This window comes from Albidovulum sediminicola, from assembly GCF_025751575.1.
Classification (GTDB): domain Bacteria; phylum Pseudomonadota; class Alphaproteobacteria; order Rhodobacterales; family Rhodobacteraceae; genus Albidovulum; species Albidovulum sediminicola.
Window position 1 is genome coordinate 39,131 of the sequence record NZ_JAOWLA010000001.1, and the last position, 18,363, is coordinate 57,493.

Consider the following 18,363-nt stretch of genomic DNA (forward strand, 5'->3'; position numbering starts at 1 on the left):
TGCCAAAAATACCCCGGGGGTCCGGGGGCAGCGCCCCCGGCCTCGCCCAGAAGGCTCAGGCTGCGGACTTCTTGCCCTTGACCCCGGCCCAGAGGCGCTTGTTGGTCAGGTACAGAAGGACCGTCAGCAGGCCCAGGAACAGAACGCCCAGGAAGCCCGCCTGCTTGCGCGCCATCATCTTCGGCTCCGCCGCCCACATCAGGAAGGCGGCCACGTCCTCGGACATCTGCTCGACCGTCGCGGGCGTGCCGTCCTGGTAGGTCACCAGGTCGTCCGACAGCGGCGACGGCATCGCGATCCAGCCGGTGGAGAAGGCGTGGTTCTCGTAGAAGGTCGTTCCGGCCTCCTCCTTCTCCTCGCCGCTGTAACCGGTCAGGAGCGCGTGGATGTACTCCGGTCCGCCGATGCCCTGGAAGAACTGGTTGATCCCCAGCCCGTAGGGACCATGGAACGCAGCCCGCGCCTTGGCGATCACGCTCAGGTCCGGGGCGCCGGCGGCGGTGTTGGCGGGGAACTTGTCCGCCGGGGTGGCTGGGCGTTCCTCGCCGGTTTCCTTGTCGATGACGCTCAGGTTCGCGGCATAGGCGCGGACCTGGTCTTCGGGCAGGCTCGGCCCGCCCTCTTCCGACAATTCGCCGATGCGCACCTGCTTCATGCCGTGGCAGGCAGAGCAGACCTCGGTGAAGACCTGAAGCCCACGCTGCAGCTGGTGCTCGTCATAGGTGCCGAACGGCCCCTCGAACGAGAAGGCGAAGTCCTCGATGTGCGCTTCGCTTCCCGCGGCAAGCGCCGCGCCGGTCGACAGGGCCAGAACGGAAGCGGCCGTGATTGCGATTTTCTTCAGCATCTCAATCTTTCCTTTCCGATCACTCGGCCGGATGCGCGCCGTAGTGCGCCTTGAAGTCTTCCTCGATCGTCGCCGGCTGTGGCAGCGGCTTCTCGATGATGCCGAGCAGCGGCAGGATCACCAGGAAGTAGGCGAACCAGTAGGCCGCGCCGATCAGCGAGATGATCGAATACGGGGGCTCGGCCGGCATCGCGCCGCACCACATCAGCACGACGAAGTCGATGACCAGGAGGTAGAACCACCAGCGGAACATCGGGCGGTACTTGCCCGAGCGCACCGTCGAGGTGTCGAGCCAGGGCGCGAGCGCCATGACCGCGATCGCGCCGAACATCGCCAGGACGCCGAAGAACTTGGCGTCGACGATGCCGAAGGTGAGCCAGTTCGCGGCCATCACGATCCAGACGTCCGAGGTGAAGGCGCGCAGGATCGCGTAGAACGGCAGGAAGTACCATTCGGGAACGATATGCGCGGGGGTCGCGAGCGCGTTCGCCTCGATGTAGTTGTCCGGGTGGCCAAGGTAGTTCGGCATGAAGCCGACGATGGCGAAGAACACCATCAGCACCAGCGCCAGCGCGAAGAGGTCCTTGATCACGAAATAGGGCCAGAAGGGCAGGGTGTCCTTTTCCGCCTCGGCCTTGGAGCCGCGACGCACCTCGACACCGGCGGGGTTGTTGTTGCCCGTGGTGTGGAAGGCCCAGATATGCACCGCGACCAGCGCCGCGATCACGAAGGGCAGCAGGTAGTGGAGCGAGAAGAAGCGGTTCAGCGTCGGGTTGTCCACCGCCGGTCCGCCCAGAAGCCAGGTCTGGATCGGTTCGCCGATGCCCGGGATCGCGCCGAAGAGGCCGGTGATCACGGTCGCGCCCCAGAAGGACATCTGCCCCCAGGGAAGCACGTAGCCCATGAAGGCGGTGCCCATCATCAAGAGGTAGATGATCATGCCAACGATCCAGGTCACCTCGCGGGGCGCCTTGTAGCTGCCGTAGAACAGGCCGCGGAAGATGTGGATGTAGACGGCGAAGAAGAACAGCGACGCGCCGTTGGCGTGCAGGTAGCGCAGCATGTGGCCGCCGTTCACGTCGCGCATGATGTGCTCGACACTGGCGAAGGCATAGTCGACATGCGGCGTGTAGTGCATCGCCAAGACGATGCCGGTCGCGATCTGAAGCGCGAGGCAGAAGGCCAGGACGATGCCCCAGATCCACCACCAGTTAAGGTTCTTCGGCGTCGGGATCATCAGCGTGTCGTACATCAGGCCGACGACCGGCAGACGCCGGTGCAGCCACTGCTCAAAGCCCGACTTGGGTTCGTAATGGTCGTGCGGAATACCAGCCATGGTCGTCCCCCTCAGCCGAGTTTGATGGTGGTGGCGTCGACGAAGGCCGCGACCGGCACGTCGAGGTTGCGCGGCGCGGGGCCTTTGCGGATGCGGCCGGACGTGTCGTAGTGCGAACCGTGGCAGGGGCAGAACCAGCCGCCGAAATCGCCCGAGGCGTTGCCGAGCGGCACGCAGCCGAGGTGGGTGCACACGCCCATCATCACCAGCCACTCACCCGCTTCATCGAGCGCGCGGTTTTCGTCGGAGGCATCGGCTTCCGGGGCGATGTTGGCGTTTTCGGCCTTGGCGTCGATCAAGTCGGACATCGTGACGTCGCGCGCCGCGGCGATCTCATCCGCCGTGCGGCGGCGGATGAACACCGGCTTGCCGCGCCATTTGACGGTCAACTGGGTGCCGACCTCGACGCCGCTCACATCGACGAAGATCGACGACAGCGCCTTGACGTCAGCCGAGGGGTTCATTTGATCGACCAGCGTCCAGACGGCGGCGCCGCCCGCGACCGCGCCGGCTCCGGCGGTGGCATAGTAGAGGAAATCCCTCCGGGTGCCTGCGTGTTCTTCTGCGTGAGACACGAGTTATTCTCCCTTCCTCGGCCAGCGGACCGGCCATGCGACGATAGGGCAGCGGTTTCCCGCGACCTTCCCGGGCGGTTATTAGCGGCCAATTTCAAGCCCGTCCAGCGGACAATCGAGCGCAGCGGCCGTTCTTTTTCAGGCGTTGCAGGGCGGTTTCGCGGCGCGGGGCGGGAAGCACGCGCCCTAAAACCCCGCAGCGCGGGGAATCGGCCCCGGCGCCAAGCGAATCCTCACACGAAGAACGGTGCCGCGCGGCGATTCCCCCGAGGCGCCAACGGCGAAAGCACCATGCGATCACGCGGCAGGCGGTTCCGTCGCCCGCATGCTGTCGCGCGCGGCAAAGCCCGCGTACCAGTCGGCAAGGCCGGGATGGCCCGCGCGCCAGTTCCGCGCACCGTGCCGGAAGTCGAGATAGCCGAGCGCGCAGGCCAGCGCGATCTGCCCCATGTCCAGGGGCCCGCCCAGATGGTCCATCCAGCGCGCCTCAAGCGCATCGAGCGCGCGGGCGATCTTGCCCCACTGGCCCTCGACCCAGCCGGGGAAGCGCTTGTCCTCCGGCCTCAGCCGCGCCTCGTAGACCATGAGGAGGGCGGCATCCAGGATGCCGTCCGCCGTCGCCTCAAGCGTAAGGGTCCGCCAGAGGCGCGGCGCTTCGGGGTAAAGGCTGGCGCCCGCGCGGGCATCCAGGTAGCGGCAGATCACGGGGCTGTCGTAGATCGCGGGGCCGTCGTCCGGGATCAGCGCCGGGATCTTGCCCAGCGGGTTGTCCCCTAGCGGCAGGTTGCCGGGATCAAGCGGCGTGCCCCCGGCCTGCACGACCTCCACATCGCCCGCCTGGCCGGTTTCCAGCAAGAGCACCATGACCTTGCGGCCAAAGGGCGTGGTGGGCGAATGATAAAGGCGCATCGTGCTCTCCCTCACTGGGTTCCGGCGACAGGTGACGTGAGGCGAAAGGCCCTGTCAAGCGGCGGGATCGGCGCCCTTCCGGGGCTTCGGGGCCTTGCGTTCGCGCACCTTCCAGTGGTTGCTTGCGTCCACGAAGACTTCGAAGACCCCGGTTTTCGTCAAGAGGTCCGAAAGCTTCTGGCTGCCGTAGCTGCGGGTGTCGAAATCGGTCTGGAGCTGGTTGATGACCTGGCCGAGCAGGCCCAGCGAATATTCGGTCTCTTCCGGGTTGATCTGCTTCATGGCCCGGCGCACGAGCGGGACGGCTCCGGACGGCGACTGCTTGGGCGTCGCGGGCTGGCCATCCTTCGGCCGGGCAGAGGCCTCCCGGCCCTCTCCTTCGGTCGCGACGATATTCTCGATGAACAGGAAACGGTTGCAGGCCTGGCGCAGCGCCAGCGGCGTTTTCTGCTCTCCGATCCCGTAGACAAGCACCCCATCCTCGCGGATGCGGCTTGCCAGGCGGGTGAAGTCGCTGTCCGAGGACACGAGGACGAAGCCCCCGACCTTGCCCCGGTGCAGGATGTCCATCGCGTCGATCACCAGCCCGATGTCGGAGGCGTTCTTGCCCCGCGTATTGGCCGACTGCTGGTGCATCACCAGCCCAAGCTCCTGCGCCTGCTTCTTCCAGGAACCGAGCGCCGGGTTGGACCAGTCGCCATAGACGCGGCGCACGGAAGGCTCGCCCAGCGTCGCGATCTCCTTGAGGATGTCCGTGGCGAACTGGGCCGGGACGTTGTCGGCGTCGATCAGGACGGCAAGATGGGGCGGATGTCCCGCAGCCATGTGGTCATTCTCCTATGTCTTTGCTCCGGACTATGCGCGGGTCGGACCCGATGGGCAACGCGAACCCGTCAGGCCAGGCTTTCGCGCATCAGCCTTGCCAGCACCGAAACCTCCGCCCCGATGCCTGCGGCCTCCATTCCTTCCGCGGCGCCAGTCCGCGCGGAGCCGGGCTTGTTCTGCCCAAGCTTCCAGGTGCCTTCGATCGAGGCGATGTCGAACCGACAGGGCACGATCATGCGCATCAGCCGGTCAAGGGCTTCGCCGTCCACCTTGTCCACCAGCCAGGGCGCCTTGCCGGCGATCCGGTTTTCGAACGTGGCCGACAGCCTGTCGAGATGGCCGCGCAACGCGTCCCCCGTCAGAAGGTGAAGCGTCCCTCTCAGGTGCACCGCGACATAGTTCCAGGTCGGCACCTGATCCGCCAGCCCGTACCAGTCCGGAGAGACATAGCCATCCGGCCCCGACACCGCGAGAAGCGCGGGCACCGGCGCGCCCAGCGCCCGCGCGATCGGGTTGGAACGCACGAGATGCATTTCGGCGAACCCGTCGCCCAGCACGAAAGGCACATGCGACAGCAGCGGCCCGTCGGGGCCGTTGACGGCGAGCGCCCCGAAGCCGCGATCCCTCGCGAAGGCAAGGTTCCGCTCGGCTGTTTCCTGGCGATAGACGGGATTGGGATGCATGGGCCACCTCTTTTGCCTTCCTACCCGGATGGGGAACGGCTGACACGCGATGAAATGTAACCCGGACAATCGCGGGGACCCCCAGATTCCGTTTTGCCCGAGGTCGGAGTCGCGCGATTATGAATCCAGCCACGTCTAAGGGCGGGTCTCCTCATGGACTGGAACCTGATCACCGCGATCGCGACCGTCATCGGTGTCGTCGGCGGCATCGTGTCGGTCGGCTTTCTGGTCTTCGAGGTCCGCCACAACACCCATGCCATCGAAGGGGCCACGGTCCAATCGCTGATGAGCCTCGAACGCGATGTCTTCGCGCTCCTCGCCGATAACGCGGAACTCTTTCTCAGGGGCTGCGAAACCATCGAGGACCTGACGCGCGAAGAACGGTTCCGCTTCGACCGGGTCGTCGGCGCGCAGATGTCGCTGATCTACAGCGCCTTCGTTCAACACGGCGAGGGGCTGATGGACGATGAGATCTGGGAGGCCTATCTGAACGCCGTCGGACGCTACATGGTCTTTCCGGGTTTCGCCGAAAGCTGGGGGGTACTCAAGCCCGCCTATCCCCGGTCCTTCCGCGCGGCCATCGGGCGCAGGTTCCCCGAGGCCGGATGAGCGCGTCGCTGGTCGCGAAACTCAGCTCAACCCTTCCGTCTCGATCCGGATCACGGCGCCGCAGTGCTTGCAGTGGATGGCGTCGGGGTCGTGCAGGCGCAGCCCGCAGTGTTCGCAGGTCTGGCGCACCTTCGGCGGTCGGAACATCACCTGCGCGAGCCGCAGGAAAAGCGTGACCCCGAAGATCATCACCATGACCGAGATCATCCGGCCCGTGGTGCCGGTCAGCGTGATGTCGCCAAACCCGGTCGTGGTCAGCGCCGTCACGGTGAAATAAAGCGCATCGGCATAGTTCGCGATCTGCGCATTGGTCCGGTACTGGGTGGCATAGACGAGGCCCGTCATCACGAACATGAAGACGATCAGGTTGATCGTGGCGAGAATCACGTCCTCATTGCGGCGAAAGAACGGGAAGTCAGCCCGCAGACGATCCAGCAACTGGTAGGTGTGCAGAAGCCGGAGCGTGCGCACCACCCGCAGGAAACCAAGCCCCTCGCCCGCCAGGGGCGCCAGGAACGAGATGATCGAGACGATGTCGGCCAGCGTCACCGGCAGGATCAGGAACCTGAGCCGCCGCTCCGCCAGCACGATGCGCGCCGCGAAATCGGTCAGGATAACGACACCAAACAGGACATCCACCGCCTCGATCCAGGGACCATGGCGGGTGAACGATGTCGCGATGACGAAGAGGATGGTGACGAGGTCGAACGCCAGAAGCCAGTAACGGAACCGGTGTGCCCGCGGGCTATCGCCCTCGTAAAGCTCCCGCAACCGCTCGAACCGCTTTTCCGGCATCGGCCGTCCTTCGTATTGCCCGCGCCCCGGTCATTTGTGCCGGGACGCGGGCCGATGCGTCAATAGACGACGACCGAGCGGATCGATTCGCCCGAGTGCATCAGGTCGAAGCCCTTGTTGATCTCATCCAGCTTCAGCGTATGGGTGATCATCGGGTCGATCTCGATCTTGCCGTCCATGTACCAGTCGACGATCTTCGGAACGTCGGTCCGGCCGCGGGCGCCGCCGAAGGCCGTGCCCTTCCAGACGCGGCCGGTGACAAGCTGGAACGGCCGGGTGGAGATCTCCGCCCCCGCCGGTGCCACGCCGATGATGATCGACTGGCCCCAGCCGCGGTGGGTGCATTCCAGCGCGTCGCGCATGACTTTGACGTTGCCGGTGCAGTCGAAGGAGTAGTCGGCCCCCCCGATCTTGTCGAAAGGCGTCTTGGTCAGGTTGACGATTTCCTGGACGACGTTCTCGCAATCCTTGGGATTGACGAAATGGGTCATCCCGAAGCGTTCGGCCATCGGTTTCTTGGCCGGGTTCAGGTCCACGCCGATTATCATGTCCGCACCGGCAAGACGCAGGCCCTGGATCACGTTCAGACCGATCCCGCCCAGACCGAAGACGACGGCCTTGGCGCCGATCTCCACCTTGGCGGTGTTGATCACCGCGCCGATGCCGGTGGTCACGCCACAACCGATGTAGCAGATCTTTTCGAAGGGGGCGTCCTCACGCACCTTGGCGACCGCGATCTCCGGCAGGACGGTGTAGTTCGAGAAGGTCGAGCAGCCCATGTAGTGCAGGATCGGATCGCCATCGAGCGTGGAAAAACGCGAGGTTCCGTCCGGCATCAGCCCCTGGCCCTGCGTCGCCCGGATCGAGGTGCACAGGTTGGTCTTCTGGCTCAGGCAGGACGGGCAGGCCCGGCATTCCGGCGTGTAAAGCGGGATGACGTGATCGCCTGGCTTGACCGAGGTGACGCCGGGGCCGACCTCGACCACCACGCCCGCGCCCTCGTGGCCGAGGATTGCGGGGAAAAGCCCCTCCGGGTCCGCGCCCGACAGCGTGAATTCGTCGGTGTGGCAGATGCCCGTGGCCTTGATCTCGACCAGGACCTCGCCCGCCTTCGGACCGGCCAGGTTGACTTCCATGATTTCAAGCGGTTTGCCGGCCTGAACGGCCACCGCTGCGCGGGTACGCATGAGGATCCTCCCGTTTTCCTTCAAATGTTACGTGGCGACCCTGAGCCATGAGCGGCGCAAATGCAATTCGGGAAACGACATGAACGCGGCTGCTTCGGACTCCTTAATCTAGCGCACCTTCAACACGATCTTGCCGACATGGCCGGAACTTTCGATCCGCGCATGCGCGGCAGCGGCGTCCGCCAGCGCGAATTCCGAATCCATGACGGGCACCACGCGCCCTGCCTCGATCAAGGGCCAGACCTGCGCGCGCAGGGCGCTGGCGATGCGCGCCTTGGCCAGGTCGGACTGCGGGCGCAGCGTCGATCCGGTGATCGTCAGCCGCCGCGTCATGACCTGGGCAAAGTTCAACTCCACCTTTGGGCCGGAAAGGAAGGCGATCTGCACCAGCCGCCCGTCATCGGCCAGCGCCCGGACGTTCCGGGGCAGGTAGTCGCCGCCCACCATGTCGAGGATCAGGTCCGCCCCGCCCTCCGTCTTCAGCACCTCGACGAAGTCCTCCTCGCGGTAGTTGATCGCCCGCTCGGCCCCAAGGGTCCGGCAGACCTCGCATTTCTCCTCCGATCCGGCGGTCGTAAAGACACGCGCGCCAAAGGCGCTGGCGAGTTGGATCGCGGTCGTCCCGATGCCGGAGGACCCGCCATGGACCAGGAACCGTTCCCCCGCCTTCAGGCCGCCGCGTTCGAAGACATTGGTCCAGACGGTGAAGAAGGTCTCCGGCAGACAGGCCGCTTCCTTCAAGCCCAGCCCCTTCGGCACGGGAAGCGCATGGGCGGCAGGCGTCACCACATATTCCGCATAGCCCCCGCCGGGAAGCAGGGCGCAGACCTCGTCGCCCACAGCCCAATCCGTGACACCCGGCCCCAGGGCGGCGACGCGGCCCGATGCCTCCAGGCCCGGAAGCGGCGAGGCCGAGGGCGGCGGGGCATAGGCGCCTGCGCGTTGCAGTGCATCGGGCCGGTTGACGCCGGCATAGGCAACCTCGATCAGGATCTGGCCGGCGCCCGGAACCGGCACCGGCTGGTCCGACAGCGCCAGAACCTCCGGCCCGCCCGGCTTCGTGATCTCCACCGCGCGCATCGTCTTTGGCAGGGTCATTGTCTCTCCTCTCAGCCGTGTTTTCCCGGCAGGTCCGTCCGCGCCTGGGGCGCCCGAACGCTTTCCAACAGGCGCAGCGGTCCCGCCAGCACCTTGCTCAGCACCGGGTTTTCCCGCGCCTGCGCCTTGAACTTCTCGAACCGCATCACATCCTCGATCCGACGGTCGAGGAAGTCCCAGGTCGCCGCGTTCCCCTCGCTCTCGTCGCCGAGCCAGTAGAGAACCGTGGCGGAATAGACCGCCGACAGCGTGGCGCGCTTCGAATACCAGTTGATGTCGCGCGAGGTGTCGCCAAGCGCGGTCCAGATCGCGTCCGCCGTGCCCCAGATCAGCGCGGCCCCCGCCGCGGCATGCTGCGGTAGCGCGAAGAGCGAGGCGCCCCGCCGCACCAGTTCACGGTCCGCCACCTCCAGCCGGAAGCGCAGCGCCGCGGCGATCCGGTCGCGAAACCGAAGGGCAGATACATCCTCCGCCGCGAGCCGCGCCAGCATCAGCCGGTCGCCGCGCCTGTGGTAATCGGCCGCAAGTGCCGCCGCCCCGCCGGGGCAGATCACCCGCGCGACCGCAGGCTCCACGCCCGCGTCCTGGCAGGCGGCGGCAAAGGCCGCAGCGCTCCACCCGTCGAAAACGACATGCAAGAGCGCCGCGTCGAGAAGCGATTCTCTCACCGCCTCCGCATCCAGCCCCTTGTTTTCCATACTCAATTCCTCTTCGTCGCGACGGTGGACAAAATCCGCCGTCTCTGCTACAGAAGCGCCTCCTGCAAACTCTTGCAACTCTAACTTAGGAAGGTGGTGACAACCACATGCAGGTCAGCGTTCGCGACAACAACGTCGAACAGGCGCTTCGCGCGCTCAAGAAGAAACTTCAGCGCGAGGGTGTGTTTCGTGAAATGAAGCTCAAGCAGCATTTCGAGAAGCCGTCCGTCAAGAAAGCCCGTGAAAAGGCCGAGGCCGTCCGCCGCGCCCGTAAACTGGCGCGTAAGAAGGCCCAGCGCGAAGGCGCGCTCTAAGAGGCGACTGGAACGTCTGGCGGGGCAACCCGCGAAGTGGAACCCCCGCGGCCCGGCCCCGGGGGTTTTGCTTTTCCTACGCGACCCGCGCGGAAAACCGCCCTCTCTCTTGCCCACGCTATTCTCACCCCCCGGCGCGGGTGATAGGGAAGCCTCTGGGGGCAGGAAAGGAACGCGCAGATGATCACTCGCCGCAGCACACTGGGCCTCGGCCTGCTTGCCCTGGGCCTCGCGGCCTGCGGACGCCGCGAACGCGCGCGCGGCCCCACCGGCCCAGCCGAGGTGAACCGCCTGATCGCCCATTACGCCCGCTTCTACGACGTGCCGGAAGACCTCGTGCATCGCGTTGTTCGCCGCGAAAGCAGCTATAATCCCGCCGCGCGCAACGGCCCCTACTACGGTCTGATGCAGATCCTTCCGCAGACCGCAGCCACCATGGGCTACCGCGGCGCGCCCGAGGGCCTGCTCGACGCGGACACGAACCTGCGCTTCGGCGTCAAGTATCTGCGCGGCGCCTGGCTTGTGGCGCGCGGCGACCGCGACGCGGCCGTGATGTGGTATTCCCGCGGCTATTATTACGAGGCCAAGCGCATGGGCCTGCTCAAGGAAACCGGGCTGCGCGCCTGATCTTCTTCATTGTCCCCAATACCCTCGGGGGTGAATGCCCCGGGCGCGCCCGGGGCAGAGGGGGCGGAAAGCCCCCTTTCCTGTCAGACAGGAATTGCCGTCGTCTGCCGGACGGTCCTCAGCGCGAAGGAGGAGTGCATCTGTGCCACCCCGGGCAGCCTTGCCAGGTACTGCCGGTGGATGCGGGCGAAATCGTCGGTGTCCTGCGCCACGACCTTCAGCAGATAGTCCGCCGAGCCCGCCATCAGGTGACACTCCAACACGTCCGGCACCAGCTTCACGGCCCGCTCGAACGCCTCCAGAACCTCGTCGGCCTGCCCCGACAGCGTGATCTCGACAAAGACCGTCGTTGGCCGGTCCAACCGCCGCGCATCAAGAAGGGCGACGTAGCCCTGGATGAAGCCCTCCGCCTCAAGCCGCCCCACGCGCCGGTGGCAGGCCGAGGGTGACAGGTTGACACGCTCGGACAGCTCGGCGTTCGACAGCCGTCCCTCCTTCTGCAAGATCCCCAAGATTCGTCGATCCGTTGCGTCTAGCTGCACCGCGGCATAACTTTCTTGATCAGATTCCGACTTTCTCCGAATTATCTTCGAAAACTCTCGCCCGGACCAGCCGTAAATTCAAAGCAATTGCGCACCATCGCATGCATTCTTGCGCCAACGCATTTTGGAGGACCCCATGAAGATCGGCTGCCCAAAGGAAATCAAACCGCAGGAATTCCGCGTCGGCATGACGCCGAACGCCGCGAACGAGGCCGTCCGCAGCGGCCATGACGTCTATATCGAGACCAACGCCGGCATGGGCGCGGGCTTCACCGACGCGGACTATACCGCGGCCGGCGCCAAGATCCTTGGCACCGCGAAAGAGGTGTTCGATACCGCCGACATGATCGTCAAGGTCAAGGAACCCCAGGCGGTGGAGCGCAAAATGCTGCGCGATGGGCAGATCCTGTTCACCTACCTCCACCTGGCGCCGGACCCGGAGCAGACGCACGACCTGCTCGCCTCGGGTGCGACCTGCATCGCCTATGAGACCGTGACCGACCGCAATGGCGGCCTGCCGCTTCTGGCGCCGATGTCCGAGGTCGCGGGCCGTCTTGCCCCGCAGGTCGGCGCCTGGACCCTGCAGAAGGCCAATGGCGGCCGCGGCGTCCTTCTGGGCGGCGTGCCGGGCGTGGGCCCGGCGAAGGTCCTGGTCATCGGCGGTGGCGTCGTGGGAACCCACGCGGCCAAGATCGCGGCCGGCATGGGCGCGGATGTCACCGTCCTCGATCGCTCGATCCCTCGGCTGCGTTACCTCGACGACGTTTTCGGCGGCACCTTCAAGAACAGCTTCGCCTCGGCCGGCAACACGATCGAGCTTGCCCGCCAGGCCGACATGATCATCGGCGCCGTGCTGATCCCCGGCGCCGCCGCGCCGAAGCTGATCTCAAAGGCGCAGCTGTCCGAGCTGAAGCCCGGCGCGGCGCTTGTCGATGTCGCCATCGACCAGGGCGGCTGCTTCGAGACCAGCCGCGCCACCACCCACCAGGACCCGATCTACGAGGTCGACGGCATCATGCACTACTGCGTGGCCAACATGCCGGGCGCGGTTGCGCGCACTTCGACCCTGGCGCTTGGCAACGCGACCATGCCCTTCATGCTGGCGCTCGCCAACAAGGGCTGGAAGCAGGCCTGCGCCGATGACGTGCACCTGCTGAACGGCCTGAACGTCCATGCCGGCAAACTGACCTACGCCGCCGTCGGCGAGGCGCTTGGCCTGCCCTCGATCGCGGCCGCCGAGGCGCTCAAGATCTGATCGACCCGCCGATCGTGCAAAGGGCCCGCCAACCGGCGGGCCCTTTTCGTATCCATTGGCTCCGGGCCCCACCGCTCAATTGCGCGCGCGGAACGCTTCGGGATTGTTGCTGACCGGATAAGGCTCCTCCGGAACCTCGACCCCAAGGAAGCCGCAAAGCGGTGCCCATCCGCTGCCCAGTTCATAAACCAGCAGGCGCTCTTTCGGCACCGTCGCCAGGACATCAGCCACGTTGCGCCTGTAGGCGGCGATCGCCACCGCCCGGTCGGCCGGATCGCCACCAAGAACGGTCGGCAGAAAGCCGGTGAAGGACTCCGCGTCCGTGCTGTCGCGATAGACCCGAAGAATGGTCTTCTCGAAGCTCTCCCACCAGCTTTCGGCGCTTCGGTGGGTCAGAAGGACCTTCGCCTCAGGGTAATAGGCGATTAGTTCGCGCCACCAATAGGCCGATGGCCAGTCGACGCAGGCACCATAGCCAGCGAAAAGCCGCTCCCAGTCGGGGGGTGCCCCGCGGTAGAGCGCCCGCCACATCGCCTGCTGTTCGGGGTTTGCGATGACCTCGAACATGTGGTGGGTGGGCCCGAAACCCAGCCGGTTCAGGGCGATCCGCATCGACTCTGTGCCGGTGCGGCCAAATCCCGTTCCGATAAGCTTCAGGCCCATGCTGCGCGTCCGGTCATGCCTTGCGCAGGGCGTCCCGGATCTCCTTCAGGACATCAAGCTCGCTCGGACCCGCAGGGGCCGCGGGCGCGGGCTCTTCCTTGGCGCTGGCGGCGTCCTTGATCTTGTTCACCCCCTTGACCAGCAGGAAAACGACGAAGGCGATGATCAGGAAGTTGATGATCGCGGTGATGAAGGACCCATAGGCAAAGACCGCCGCCCCGGCGTCACGGGCTGCGGCCAAGCTGGCATACTCCCCCTCGCCAAGGTTTACGAAGAGGTTTGAAAAGTCGATCCCGCCGGTGATCACCCCGATGATCGGGTTGATCAGATCGGACACGAGCGATGTCACGATCGCCGTGAATGCGGCCCCGATGATGATGCCCACAGCCATGTCCATGACGTTGCCGCGCGCGATGAAATCCCTGAATTCCTTGATCATGTATTTCCCCACTGATGATAACGCCGCGCCCGGACGGGTGCCGGGCGCGGATGGTCGACTGTACCACAAGCGCCGGGTTTGAGGAGCGTTTTCCCGCAGCCACACCCGAACATCACGGCTCCGGCGCGCGCCCGGCGGCCAGCGCCGCGATCACCTCCTCGTCCGAGGTCTGCGGGAAGGCGCGGTAATGCGCGCCGACGGCATAAAAACTGGCGGGCTCTTCAAGAATGACGATTTCATCCGCCGTGCCTTCGAAGTCCGCCCGCGCCTCGCGGGGTGCCACCGGCACCGCCAGCACGATCCGCGCTGGCGATCGCTCCCGCAGCGCGGCCAGGGCGGCCCTCAGCGTCGCGCCGGTCGCGATCCCGTCATCGACCACGATCGCGGTGGCGCCGGTCAGTCCCGCGACCGGCCGGTCGCCGAGGTAGCGCCGCCGCCGCCCCGCGATCTCGCGGCGCAACTCGGCCACCCGCCCGGCGAAATCCTCTTTCCGCATCGCGATCTCGGCCAGAACCCCCGCATTGAAGACGGGCGCCGTGCCCTCGGCAACCGCGCCCGCGGCAAGCTCCTCATGACCCGGAACACCGATCTTGCGCACAAGGATCAGATCCAGGGGGGCGTCCAGCGCCGCCGCGATCTCGGCCGCGACCGGCACGCCGCCTCTTGGCAGCGCGAAGACCACCGGCTTCGCGATCGCCATATCCGTCAATCTGTCGGCAAGCTTCCGCCCCGCCTCGGCACGGTCGGCAAACATGTCGCCCTCCCGCTCGCTCCGCCGCCAGTTTGGCAGAGCGGCACGAAAGGGCCAAGGCCTAGTTCTTCATTGTCAAAGTACCCCCGGGGGTGCGGGGGCAGGCAGCCCCCCCCTGTCCGGCCTTAGCCGCGCAGGCTTCCGCCCGTGGCCTTGGCGACCTTTTCGACGATCTTCGCGCCAACGGCCTCGATCTCCTCGTCGGTCAGGGTCTTGTCGCGAGGCTGCAACCGCACCGTGATGGCGAGCGATTTCTTCCCCGCCCCCATCTGCGCCTCGGCCTTGTCGCCGGTGAACTGGTCGAAGACCCGAACCTCTTCGATCAGCGCCTTGTCGGCACCCTGGGCGGCGTTGACCAGCGTCAGCGCCTCAACCGAGGCATCGACGACGAAGGCGAAATCGCGCTCGACCGCCTGCAGGTCGGAGATCGCCAGCGCCGGGCGCGTCGCGGTCTTCACCTTCGGGAAGGGCACGCGCGCGACTTGGATGGTGAAGGCGACCGCGGGCCCCTTCACGTCCATCTCGCGCAGGATCTTCGGATGCACCTCGCCGAAGGTGCAAAGGACGTTCGGGCCAAGCCCGATCACGCCCGACCGCCCGGGATGCCACCAGCCCGCCACCTTGCGGTTGATCTGGACCTTGGCGGGCGCGCCAAGGGCGGCCAGAACCGCCTCCGCATCGGCCTTGGCATCGAAGACATCGACCGCGCGGCGCGACCCGAACGGGTCACGCGGGGCCGATGCGCCGACCAGAAGGCCCGCGGCCTGCACCTCCTGCTCGCCCGGCTCACCACCGGCGAAGGCAGGGCCAACCTCGAACAGCGCCAGATCCATGAACCCGCGCGCCTGGTTGCGCGCCGCCGCCTGCAAGAGCCCCGGCAGAAGGTCGGGCCGCATATGCGTCATCTCGGAGGAGATCGGGTTTTCCAGCCGCGTCGCCTCCGACCCGCCGCCGAACAGCGCCGCCGAGGCGCTGTCGATGAAGGAATAGGTCACGCATTCGTTGTAGCCCAGCGCGGCCAGCGTCCGGCGCGCGGCCTTTTCGCGGACCTGCATCGGGGTCAGGATGGGTTTCGGGACACCGGGCCGGGCGCGCCGCATCGGCTTGCCCACCAGCTTCGTCAGCGAGGCGATCCGCGCCACTTCCTCGACCAGGTCCGCCTCGCCCAGGATATCGGGGCGCCAGGACGGCGGCGTGGCCATGTCGGCGGCCAGCGTGAAGCCCAGCGCCTCAAGCGTAGCGCGCTGGGTGGCTTCGGGGATCTCCATGCCGACCAGGCTGACGACCCGCGCGGGGTCCAGCCGGTAGGCGCGCGTGGTGTCCGGGACCGCGCCGTCGACGACCACATGACTGGGCTCGCCGCCGCACAGGTCAAGGACCATCCGCGTCGCAAGCTCCAGCCCCGGCAGGGTGAAGGCCGGGTCCACGCCGCGTTCGAACCGGTAGCGCGCGTCCGAATTGATCCGCAGCGCGCGGCCTGTCGTGGCGATCGTGATCGGGTCCCAATAGGCGCTTTCAAGGAAGACATCGACCGTGTCCTCGGTGCAGCCCGAATGCTCGCCGCCCATGATCCCGGCCAGGCTTTCCGGCCCCTGGTCGTCCGAGATCACCATCATGCCTTCGCGCACGCTGTAGGTCTTGCCGTCCAGCGCCAGCAGTTCCTCGCCGCCCTTGGCGGGGTGGATGCGCAGGTCGCCCCTGACCTTCGCCACGTCGAAGACATGGAGCGGACGGTTCAGCCCGAAGGTGAAGTAGTTGGTGATATCCACCAGCGCCGAAATGGGTCGCAGCCCGATCGCCTTCAGCCGCGCCTGAAGCCAGGCGGGCGAGGGGCCGTTCTTCACGCCGCGAATGGTGCGCCCGGTGAACAGCGGGCAGCCCTTGTCCTTCAGGGCCGCGTCGATGACCACGCCCACGGGGCTGTCGAATGTGCCCGCGACCGGATCGACGCTCAGCGGCTTCAACGTGCCGAGGCCGCGCGCGGCCAGGTCGCGGGCGATGCCGCGCACGCCCAGCGCGTCGGGGCGGTTGGGGGTGATCTTGATGTGGATCATCGGATCGACCGCGCCGGGACGGTTCGCGGCCAGCCAGTCCACGAACTTCTCGCCCACCTCGCCCGAGGGCAGCTCGATGATGCCGTTGTGTTCGTCGCTGAGCTCCAGCTCGCGTTCCGAGGCCATCATGCCGTGGCTTTCGACGCCCCGGATCTTGCCCACGCCCAGCGTCACGTCGATGCCGGGGACATAGTCGCCGGGCTTGCACAGGACGACCGTGATCCCCGCCCGCGCGTTCGGCGCGCCGCAGACGATCTGCTTTTCGCCCTCGTCCGTCATCACGCGGCAGACCCGCAGCCGGTCGGCGTCGGGGTGCTGCTCGGCATGGAGCACCTTGGCGAGCGTGAAGGTCGAAAGCCGCGCGGCGGGGTTCGAGATCTCTTCGACCTCCAGCCCCAGATCGGTCAGCGCCTCCGCGATCTGATCCACCGAGGCGGTGGTGTCGAGGTGGTCTTTCAGCCAGGAGAGGGTGAATTTCATAGTGGGGCTCCACCGATGTACTGAAGTGCAAACTGAAGCAAGTATGCGGAACCAAGAATGATTAGAGCCCACGCGGCCCAATAAACAATACTCGGGAACCGCCGAACGGTGAAGAAATCAACCATTCGCCCAACGCTTTCATCGCATCGAACTGACGCGATGAACGCCGCTCTCTGATTTAGATAGATGCAGTCGAGCGTGATTAGCTCTTTCGCGCCGATGTACGGAATGTTGACAAGGCATTTCCCAGACTCAACGTTTTCATAAGAGACTTTCTGCGGAGGGTTTATAGACACGTTCCGCGGAAAGTGGCTAAGCACCACGCTCACATCTTTGGCTGCCCTACGCCCTTCATTCAGCACAAAGAACTGCTCATTGTATACTTCCAAGAGGTTATCGGGCTGAGGCGGCTCCGCCGTCTTGTCCGCAAGATTCAGCAAGTGAAGACTGGCATGCGCACGACCGAAGACGAGTTTCGGGCGAACCCGCAAGAGATAAAAGATGAACGCTCCGAGTAGCGAGAACAGCAGCCCGGTAAACTGGGCGCCATTGCCAAGCACAAACTGCCAAATCTGGTCTAGCAGAGTACTCACCTACTCAACCCCCCCGCGACCGTCGGCATGTCCAGCGCCGCGAAGCCGTAGTGGCGCAGCCAGCGCAGGTCGGACTCGAAGAAGGCGCGCAGGTCGGGGATGCCGTATTTCAGCATCGCCAGACGGTCGATGCCCATGCCGAAGGCGAAGCCCTGCCACTCGTTCGGGTCGACGCCCGCCGCGGCCAGGACCTTGGGGTGGACCATGCCGCTGCCCAGGATCTCCATCCACTTGTCGCCCTCGCCGATCTTCAGCTGGCCGCCCGCCCAGGAACAGCGGATATCGACCTCGGCGGAGGGTTCGGTGAAGGGGAAGTGGCTGGCGCGGAAGCGCAGTTCCACGCTGTCGACCTCGAAGAAGGACCGGCAGAACTCCTCCAGCACCCATTTCAGGTTGGCCATGGAGATGTCGCGGTCGATCGCCAGCCCCTCGACCTGGTGGAACATCGGCGTGTGGGTCTGGTCCATGTCCATGCGGTAGACCCGGCCCGGCGCGATGACGCGGATCGGCGCGCCTTGCGAGGCCATGGCGCGGATCTGCACCGGCGAGGTGTGGGTGCGCAGGACGTGGGGCGGGCGGTTGTCGCCCTCTGCGCGCGCCATGAAGAAGGTGTCGTGTTCCTGCCGGGCGGGGTGTTCCGGCGGGATGTTGAGCGCGTCGAAGTTGTGCCAGTCATCCTCGATCTGCGGGCCCTCGGCGACGGCAAAGCCCATGTCGGCGAAGATCGCGGTGATCTCCTCGGTCACCTGGCTGACGGGGTGGATGGTGCCTTGGCGGCGCGGGCGGCCCGGCAGGGTGACGTCCAGCCATTCGGCCTTGAGGCGCGCGTCAAGGGCGGCGTCGGCAAGCCCCGCCTTCTTGGCCCTCAGCGCGGCGTCGATCTCATCCTTGAGGCGGTTCAGCGCGGCGCCAGCGGCTTGACGGGTGGCCGGGTCCATCTGCCCAAGCTCCCGCATTTTCAGGCTGATCTCGCCCTTCTTGCCCAGCGCCGCGACGCGCAGATCCTCCAGCGCGCCCTCGTCGCCCGCCGCGGCGATCCCGTCCAGATATTTGCCCTTCAGCGCGTCCAAACCGTCCATCTCT

Annotated in this window: 21 protein-coding genes; 4 read left to right on the forward strand and 17 right to left on the reverse strand. The window is 66.1% G+C overall.

What is annotated here, in order from left to right; translation table 11 throughout:
- Nucleotides 1–55: 55 nt before the first annotated feature.
- The 6 genes from OE647_RS00205 to OE647_RS00230 all read right to left on the reverse strand — a co-directional run bounded on the left by OE647_RS00205 (nucleotide 56) and on the right by OE647_RS00230 (nucleotide 5,175).
- Nucleotides 56–847, reverse strand: coding sequence for a cytochrome c1 (locus tag OE647_RS00205; RefSeq protein ID WP_263719570.1), 792 nt, complete (start codon nucleotides 845–847; stop codon nucleotides 56–58).
- 19 nt (nucleotides 848–866) lie between these two features.
- The gene (gene petB / locus OE647_RS00210) at nucleotides 867–2,183 is read right to left on the reverse strand and encodes a cytochrome b (RefSeq protein ID WP_263719571.1); all 1,317 of its coding nucleotides are present in this window, start codon (nucleotides 2,181–2,183) and stop codon (nucleotides 867–869) included.
- An 11-nt stretch (nucleotides 2,184–2,194) separates the two neighbouring features.
- On the reverse strand, nucleotides 2,195–2,758 hold the full coding sequence (gene petA / locus OE647_RS00215; RefSeq protein WP_263719572.1) for a ubiquinol-cytochrome c reductase iron-sulfur subunit: 564 nt from the start codon (nucleotides 2,756–2,758) through the stop codon (nucleotides 2,195–2,197).
- 297 nt (nucleotides 2,759–3,055) lie between these two features.
- Entirely contained in the window at nucleotides 3,056–3,667 is a 612-nt protein-coding gene (locus OE647_RS00220) for a glutathione S-transferase (RefSeq protein ID WP_263719573.1), read from the reverse strand.
- A 54-nt stretch (nucleotides 3,668–3,721) separates the two neighbouring features.
- Nucleotides 3,722–4,492 carry an NYN domain-containing protein gene (locus tag OE647_RS00225; protein ID WP_263719574.1) on the reverse strand — a complete coding sequence of 257 codons (771 nt, stop codon included), beginning with the start codon at nucleotides 4,490–4,492 and terminating at the stop codon, nucleotides 3,722–3,724.
- Between the two features lie 68 nt (nucleotides 4,493–4,560).
- Nucleotides 4,561–5,175, reverse strand: coding sequence for an FMN-binding negative transcriptional regulator (locus OE647_RS00230; protein ID WP_263719575.1), 615 nt, complete (start codon nucleotides 5,173–5,175; stop codon nucleotides 4,561–4,563).
- 153 nt (nucleotides 5,176–5,328) lie between these two features.
- Between OE647_RS00230 and OE647_RS00235 the strand changes: the two genes are divergently transcribed.
- Nucleotides 5,329–5,784, forward strand: coding sequence for a hypothetical protein (locus OE647_RS00235; protein ID WP_263719576.1), 456 nt, complete (start codon nucleotides 5,329–5,331; stop codon nucleotides 5,782–5,784).
- Between the two features lie 21 nt (nucleotides 5,785–5,805).
- Here the strand turns inward: OE647_RS00235 and OE647_RS00240 are convergent, their stop codons facing one another.
- The 4 genes from OE647_RS00240 to OE647_RS00255 all read right to left on the reverse strand — a co-directional run bounded on the left by OE647_RS00240 (nucleotide 5,806) and on the right by OE647_RS00255 (nucleotide 9,562).
- Entirely contained in the window at nucleotides 5,806–6,579 is a 774-nt protein-coding gene (locus OE647_RS00240; protein WP_263719577.1) for a potassium channel family protein, read from the reverse strand.
- A 59-nt stretch (nucleotides 6,580–6,638) separates the two neighbouring features.
- Nucleotides 6,639–7,766: an S-(hydroxymethyl)glutathione dehydrogenase/class III alcohol dehydrogenase gene (locus OE647_RS00245; protein WP_263719578.1), complete on the reverse strand. Its 1,128-nt coding sequence runs from the start codon at nucleotides 7,764–7,766 to the stop codon at nucleotides 6,639–6,641.
- Nucleotides 7,767–7,874: 108 nt separating this feature from the next.
- Nucleotides 7,875–8,864: an NAD(P)H-quinone oxidoreductase gene (locus OE647_RS00250; protein WP_263719579.1), complete on the reverse strand. Its 990-nt coding sequence runs from the start codon at nucleotides 8,862–8,864 to the stop codon at nucleotides 7,875–7,877.
- An 11-nt stretch (nucleotides 8,865–8,875) separates the two neighbouring features.
- Nucleotides 8,876–9,562 (reverse strand): COQ9 family protein, encoded by a 687-nt coding sequence (locus tag OE647_RS00255; protein ID WP_263719580.1) that lies wholly within the window; start codon nucleotides 9,560–9,562, stop codon nucleotides 8,876–8,878.
- Between the two features lie 107 nt (nucleotides 9,563–9,669).
- Here OE647_RS00255 and rpsU point away from each other — a divergent pair, with 107 nt between their 5' ends.
- Together rpsU and OE647_RS00265 are read left to right on the forward strand one after the other, a co-directional pair.
- Entirely contained in the window at nucleotides 9,670–9,876 is a 207-nt protein-coding gene (rpsU, locus tag OE647_RS00260; protein WP_011748553.1) for a 30S ribosomal protein S21, read from the forward strand.
- 180 nt (nucleotides 9,877–10,056) lie between these two features.
- The gene (locus OE647_RS00265; RefSeq protein ID WP_263719583.1) at nucleotides 10,057–10,503 is read left to right on the forward strand and encodes a lytic transglycosylase domain-containing protein; all 447 of its coding nucleotides are present in this window, start codon (nucleotides 10,057–10,059) and stop codon (nucleotides 10,501–10,503) included.
- 83 nt (nucleotides 10,504–10,586) lie between these two features.
- Here OE647_RS00265 and OE647_RS00270 read toward each other — a convergent pair whose 3' ends face one another.
- Entirely contained in the window at nucleotides 10,587–11,045 is a 459-nt protein-coding gene (locus OE647_RS00270) for an Lrp/AsnC family transcriptional regulator (RefSeq protein WP_263719584.1), read from the reverse strand.
- A 136-nt stretch (nucleotides 11,046–11,181) separates the two neighbouring features.
- Between OE647_RS00270 and ald the strand changes: the two genes are divergently transcribed.
- Entirely contained in the window at nucleotides 11,182–12,300 is a 1,119-nt protein-coding gene (gene ald, locus OE647_RS00275; RefSeq protein ID WP_263719585.1) for an alanine dehydrogenase, read from the forward strand.
- A gap of 75 nt (nucleotides 12,301–12,375) precedes the next feature.
- Here ald and OE647_RS00280 read toward each other — a convergent pair whose 3' ends face one another.
- The 6 genes from OE647_RS00280 to pheS form a co-directional block, all read right to left on the reverse strand.
- Nucleotides 12,376–12,963, reverse strand: coding sequence for a sulfotransferase family protein (locus OE647_RS00280; protein ID WP_263719586.1), 588 nt, complete (start codon nucleotides 12,961–12,963; stop codon nucleotides 12,376–12,378).
- A gap of 13 nt (nucleotides 12,964–12,976) precedes the next feature.
- Nucleotides 12,977–13,402, reverse strand: coding sequence for a large conductance mechanosensitive channel protein MscL (gene mscL / locus OE647_RS00285; protein ID WP_263719587.1), 426 nt, complete (start codon nucleotides 13,400–13,402; stop codon nucleotides 12,977–12,979).
- A 112-nt stretch (nucleotides 13,403–13,514) separates the two neighbouring features.
- Nucleotides 13,515–14,156: a phosphoribosyltransferase gene (locus tag OE647_RS00290; RefSeq protein WP_263719588.1), complete on the reverse strand. Its 642-nt coding sequence runs from the start codon at nucleotides 14,154–14,156 to the stop codon at nucleotides 13,515–13,517.
- 122 nt (nucleotides 14,157–14,278) lie between these two features.
- Nucleotides 14,279–16,687: a phenylalanine--tRNA ligase subunit beta gene (pheT, locus tag OE647_RS00295; RefSeq protein ID WP_263719589.1), complete on the reverse strand. Its 2,409-nt coding sequence runs from the start codon at nucleotides 16,685–16,687 to the stop codon at nucleotides 14,279–14,281.
- Nucleotides 16,684–17,280, reverse strand: a complete 597-nt coding sequence (locus OE647_RS00300; protein ID WP_263719590.1) for a hypothetical protein — start codon at nucleotides 17,278–17,280, stop codon at nucleotides 16,684–16,686. The genes pheT and OE647_RS00300 overlap by 4 nt, the downstream gene beginning before the upstream one ends.
- A complete protein-coding gene (gene pheS, locus OE647_RS00305; protein ID WP_263719591.1) occupies nucleotides 17,277–18,359 on the reverse strand; it encodes a phenylalanine--tRNA ligase subunit alpha in 1,083 nt (360 codons plus the stop codon). Before pheS ends, OE647_RS00300 begins: the two co-directional genes overlap by 4 nt.
- Nucleotides 18,360–18,363: the final 4 nt, after the last annotated feature.

Bases quoted from the DNA above. Each gene is read 5' to 3' on its own strand.
- OE647_RS00205 (WP_263719570.1), bottom strand. From the start codon at position 847: ATGCTGAAGAAAATCGCAATCACGGCCGCTTCCGTTCTGGCCCTGTCG.
- petB (WP_263719571.1), bottom strand. From the start codon at position 2,183: ATGGCTGGTATTCCGCACGACCATTACGAACCCAAGTCGGGCTTTGAG.
- OE647_RS00220 (WP_263719573.1), bottom strand. From the start codon at position 3,667: ATGCGCCTTTATCATTCGCCCACCACGCCCTTTGGCCGCAAGGTCATG.
- OE647_RS00225 (WP_263719574.1), bottom strand. From the start codon at position 4,492: ATGGCTGCGGGACATCCGCCCCATCTTGCCGTCCTGATCGACGCCGAC.
- OE647_RS00230 (WP_263719575.1), bottom strand. From the start codon at position 5,175: ATGCATCCCAATCCCGTCTATCGCCAGGAAACAGCCGAGCGGAACCTT.
- OE647_RS00235 (WP_263719576.1), top strand. From the start codon at position 5,329: ATGGACTGGAACCTGATCACCGCGATCGCGACCGTCATCGGTGTCGTC.
- OE647_RS00240 (WP_263719577.1), bottom strand. From the start codon at position 6,579: ATGCCGGAAAAGCGGTTCGAGCGGTTGCGGGAGCTTTACGAGGGCGAT.
- OE647_RS00245 (WP_263719578.1), bottom strand. From the start codon at position 7,766: ATGCGTACCCGCGCAGCGGTGGCCGTTCAGGCCGGCAAACCGCTTGAA.
- OE647_RS00250 (WP_263719579.1), bottom strand. From the start codon at position 8,864: ATGACCCTGCCAAAGACGATGCGCGCGGTGGAGATCACGAAGCCGGGC.
- OE647_RS00255 (WP_263719580.1), bottom strand. From the start codon at position 9,562: ATGGAAAACAAGGGGCTGGATGCGGAGGCGGTGAGAGAATCGCTTCTC.
- rpsU (WP_011748553.1), top strand. From the start codon at position 9,670: ATGCAGGTCAGCGTTCGCGACAACAACGTCGAACAGGCGCTTCGCGCG.
- OE647_RS00265 (WP_263719583.1), top strand. From the start codon at position 10,057: ATGATCACTCGCCGCAGCACACTGGGCCTCGGCCTGCTTGCCCTGGGC.
- ald (WP_263719585.1), top strand. From the start codon at position 11,182: ATGAAGATCGGCTGCCCAAAGGAAATCAAACCGCAGGAATTCCGCGTC.
- OE647_RS00280 (WP_263719586.1), bottom strand. From the start codon at position 12,963: ATGGGCCTGAAGCTTATCGGAACGGGATTTGGCCGCACCGGCACAGAG.
- mscL (WP_263719587.1), bottom strand. From the start codon at position 13,402: ATGATCAAGGAATTCAGGGATTTCATCGCGCGCGGCAACGTCATGGAC.
- OE647_RS00290 (WP_263719588.1), bottom strand. From the start codon at position 14,156: ATGTTTGCCGACCGTGCCGAGGCGGGGCGGAAGCTTGCCGACAGATTG.
- pheT (WP_263719589.1), bottom strand. From the start codon at position 16,687: ATGAAATTCACCCTCTCCTGGCTGAAAGACCACCTCGACACCACCGCC.
- pheS (WP_263719591.1), bottom strand. From the start codon at position 18,359: ATGGACGGTTTGGACGCGCTGAAGGGCAAATATCTGGACGGGATCGCC.